The organism is Sinomonas sp. (assembly GCF_036848755.1).
Lineage (GTDB): Bacteria > Actinomycetota > Actinomycetes > Actinomycetales > Micrococcaceae > Sinomonas.
Window position 1 is genome coordinate 1 of record NZ_DAIUJO010000191.1, and the last position, 3,946, is coordinate 3,946.

Consider the following 3,946-nt stretch of genomic DNA (forward strand, 5'->3'; position numbering starts at 1 on the left):
GGGGCGGGGACGACGACGGGTGGGCCCCGAGCGCCTCAGCCGCCCCACGGCGTCGTGCGCCCCGGCAAAGGTCTCGGTGGCCAGCTCGAGCGCGCGGCCAGGGGGCCAGCGTCGACCGGTCCACACCCCGCGCTGTGCAAAGGGCCTTGTTCGCCCCGGACTGCGACGGGCCGCCGCTCAGGGGTGCTGGTCGAACGCCTGGAGGAGCCGGGTGACCGAGCCGCCGAGGTTCCACTCGGCAGCGAGGCCCTCCAGCTGGGCGCGCGCATCGCCGACGATGGGGCGCAACTGCGCTCCGGCCTCCTCGAGGGTCGGCAGGTCGAGGTCGCGGACCACGTTCACGACGGCGGGCGCGACCGTGAGATAGCCGGCAGCCGCGGCCAGCTTCGACCGGATGGGGGCGGAGAGGCCGCTGGCTGCGTCCGCGGCTGCTGCGAGCAGCCCGTCGAGCGTTCCGTACTCGAGGAGCAGCGACGCCGCGCTCTTCTCGCCGATCCCGGCCACGCCGGGGAGGCCGTCCGAGGTGTCGCCCCGGAGGACCGCGTAGTCGGCGTACTGCTGCGGCAGCACGCGGTACCTCTCCGCGACCACCGCTTCCGTGACGAGCTCCAGGTTCTTCATGCCCCGCGCCGTGTAAATCACACGCACCTCGTGGGCGTCGTCGACCAGCTGGAACAGGTCACGGTCCCCCGTGACCACGTCCACGGGCAGGCCCGCCCGGCTGGCGTAGGTGCCGACCACGTCGTCGGCCTCGTGATCTGGGGCGCCCACGACGGCGATGCCGGCGAGACGGAGCACCTGGCGAATCAGCGGAAGCTGGGCTGTCAGCCCCTCAGGCACGATCTCCACATCGGGGGCGCCCGTCACAGCCTTTGCCACGCGATGCGACTTGTACGCGGGGATCAGGTCCACCCGCCACTTCGGTCGCCAGTCGTCGTCCATGCAGGCCACGAGATGCGTTGCCTGATAGTCGGAGGTCAGCCGGGCGATCATGTCCAACAGGCCGCGCACCGCGTTCACCGGGATGCCGTCTCTGCGGCGGATCGTTTCCGGGATGCCGTGGAAGGCGCGGAAGTACAGCGACGGGGCGTCGAGCAGCATCAGGCGCTGGGGCATACCCGATCCTGACACAGATCAGAACCAACGCGGTGAGTCACAGAGCCACCACCCAGGGTTCTGGTTGGTGAAGAACGACTTGGACGGTCAACTCGTCGTCGGCGCTGGCGGCGCCTTCACAGCTTCGGCGAGGGGAATTTCTTCCAGTCGCGGTGGAATCGGGCCTCGGCCTCTAGGGCAGCGCTCTGCTCCAAGGCGTGCAGGCGGCCGTAGCTGAAGCCGTTTTCGCCCTGCAGGAAGGACTCGGTGCCAAGCCGGCGGAGCAGCCTCCGGGTTACGATGCTGTCCTGGTGGTCGCCCAGGACTTTCTGCACGCCGTGAGCAGCTTCGGCCAGGTGCGCGGTCTTCTTGGGGTTCACGGGGGCCGCTGCTTCGGCGGCGTAGCGCAGCCGTTTGCCGTCTTTGCGGGCCTCGTGCAGCGCCGGGTGGTCGGTGACGCCGGCCGGATTGTCCCGGGCCTCCCGGACGGCGCGGCGCAGCCGTTTGACGTCCTTGCCAATGAGTTTGGGGATGACCTTGTCGGCGCGCTTTCCTGCAAGCGGCGTCGGGCGCGCTTCGGCCAGCAGTGAGTCCAGAGCATCGAGCAGCCAGAAGTAGCGTTCCCCGTCCAGCGCCCCGATCAGGCTCGCACGCGCCCGGTGGTACTCGGCGCCGAGCTCCAGGTCCACGCGCCGTGCGACCGGTCCCATGAGGAGGTCGGTCGGTTCCTGGTCGATCATCTCCTTGAGGCGCGCGTGCATGACCTCGGTGTCCCTGGCCTCGCCCAGGACCCCGGCAAGCCACTTCAGCTCATCCCGCACCGACTGGACGCCCTCAACGTCGCTGAAGAGTTTCCGGTAGGTCGCCAGCACGGAGCGCATCCGCCTTGTCGCCACCCGCATCTTGTGGACCGAGTCCTTGACATCGAGCCGCACGTCCGGGTCCTGGGCTTTGAGCGTCCGGACCTGCTCGCTCAGGTATGCAGCGAGCACTTCGCCCGCGGTGGCCTTCCGGGCGGCGTGCGGTGGTGCGGCAGGTGCGGGAGGCTTCCTACCGAGTGCCCTTGCCAGTTTGGATTCATGGGCCGCGGGCTCGGCCCCTGCGGCTGTCAGGACGCGGCCTCCCGCGTCGAGGATGTCCTTCGTCCCGTCGATGAGTTCGACTTCCCATTCCCGCCAGCGCTCGGTCCGATGCGGGGGGATGAGCGTTTCGGCCGCGACGCGGTCGTCGCTGACTTCGGCGAGCACGCTGTCCTCCTTGCCCCGCAGGCGGCGCACCGTGCGCCGCGTCGTCAGCGTGGCTACCCGGACTAGCTGCCGGTCCCTGGTGTGCACGCGGACCAGCCTCAGGAGCGCTTCCGGAACGGTGTCGGCATCGCTCCCCAGCGGCTCGCGGTATTCCTGCCGCTCGTCGATGGAGGCGGGAAGCTTCAAGTGCCAGCCGGCATCTTCTCCGCCGGTTCGCCGTCGGAGCGTCATGTGCCTAGAAGCAAGGCGGAGGTCTTCCGTGTCGAAATACTCCGCGCTGAGCATGTACTCGACCGGCGGGTCTACCCGCTCCACCGCCGGAAGGCCCTGCAGCGGCGGCAGGACGGCCCCGTCCTCCACGTCGTACTTGCGCTCGACTTCTGCAACTGGTGCCGCGCCCATAGTCGAGATTTTACGTCCGGCGCTCAGGAACAGTCAGAGCCAGATAAGCGCCGTGCCCAATACAACCCAACGAACGGTCCTGGGACAAGCCGTCTTCCTGGTCCTCGTACGGGTGAATCTCGGTGAGGTATGTGAAGTCTGGCGGTCGTCGATCCGCATGTATCGATGAGCGTCCTCGCCTGACCCAAACGACGAACTGGGTGGTGCCCAGCACCAGGGCCCAGGCGCCGATCAGGCGAAGACGATGGCCAAGACCGTCACCGCGGGCAAGACGATCACGAGGACTCGGCTCGAGGGTTGTGCCGACCCTTCGGGAGTCGTCCGCACTGGAGGGCTGCGGCTAGAGGGAGATGGCCCTGACCGATCTGATAGTCAGGCGTGGGACGGCTCCTGCGCCGCATGCTGCGCGGGTGCACGGCAACGCGGGCCCACCGAGCGGGAGGTCCTCGAGGCCCTATCCCACCGTGGGCTCAGTCCGCAGACCGGGTGAGAGCGGGCACGAATACCCTAGCCCGAGTGCCCGAGCCACCAGTATCGTCCAGCGCACTGGGCCTTCGGACCGCTGGCCCCCTTCGAGAGGATGCGCTATGCCTACCGTGATCGCTCACCACGATGTGAAGGACAAGGATCATTGGCTTTCCTCGCCGAAGCGCGAGGAGTTCTTCGGGCCGCTGGGGGTCACCAACATCCGGACGTTCGTCAACCCACAGAACCCGACACAGGTGGCTGTGCTGATGGACGTTGCCGACATGGATGCCCTCATGGCCGCGATGCAGTCCAAGGCGGCTGCCGAGGCCATGGAGTACGACGGCGTGCTGCCCGACACCATCGTGATGCTCGTCGAGGCGTAGCTTCCCGGCGGCGAGGGGCCTGGCCGGCTCGGACCGCGCGCACGCCTCCCCGTGAAAGAGCTTTCCTGCCGCAGCCGTCGGAATTCCCTCCCCCGGACTGATATACGGCGCAACGAACAGGGTATGCGGGGCAGTTGAGCGGATGAGATCTCGGTAGGACCGTTTGAGTGCGCTGCACGCCATCACCAGCGGTGCCTTGGGGGCGCGCAGACGACGCCCGACCTCGCCCCCGGCATCTGATGGCTGGCCCTCCTTCTGTACGGGCCTGATTGGGGGAGGGGCGACACCGAGGTTGTCGGCCAGAAGTGGCGGGCGGCCTCGGTGTTGTCGTTTCAGCGGCGGTCGAAGGTG

General features: G+C 68.3%; 3 protein-coding genes. 1 reads left to right on the top strand and 2 read right to left on the bottom strand.

Translation table 11 applies throughout. The features are described 5' to 3' along the window. Positions 1–177: 177 nt before the first annotated feature. The gene (locus V7053_RS18175; protein WP_334173666.1) at positions 178–1,116 is read right to left on the bottom strand and encodes a 5'-3' exonuclease; all 939 of its coding nucleotides are present in this window, start codon (positions 1,114–1,116) and stop codon (positions 178–180) included. A 116-nt stretch (positions 1,117–1,232) separates the two neighbouring features. After that, on the bottom strand, positions 1,233–2,744 hold the full coding sequence (locus V7053_RS18180) for a CYTH and CHAD domain-containing protein (protein WP_334173667.1): 1,512 nt from the start codon (positions 2,742–2,744) through the stop codon (positions 1,233–1,235). A 587-nt stretch (positions 2,745–3,331) separates the two neighbouring features. Between V7053_RS18180 and V7053_RS18185 the strand changes: the two genes are divergently transcribed. Continuing rightward, positions 3,332–3,595, top strand: coding sequence for a hypothetical protein (locus tag V7053_RS18185; protein WP_334173668.1), 264 nt, complete (start codon positions 3,332–3,334; stop codon positions 3,593–3,595). Positions 3,596–3,946: the final 351 nt, after the last annotated feature.

Excerpts from the sequence above, each read along its gene's own strand:
- V7053_RS18175 (WP_334173666.1), bottom strand. The coding sequence starts at position 1,116 with ATGCCCCAGCGCCTGATGCTGCTCGACGCCCCGTCGCTGTACTTCCGC.
- V7053_RS18180 (WP_334173667.1), bottom strand. The coding sequence starts at position 2,744 with ATGGGCGCGGCACCAGTTGCAGAAGTCGAGCGCAAGTACGACGTGGAG.
- V7053_RS18185 (WP_334173668.1), top strand. The coding sequence starts at position 3,332 with ATGCCTACCGTGATCGCTCACCACGATGTGAAGGACAAGGATCATTGG.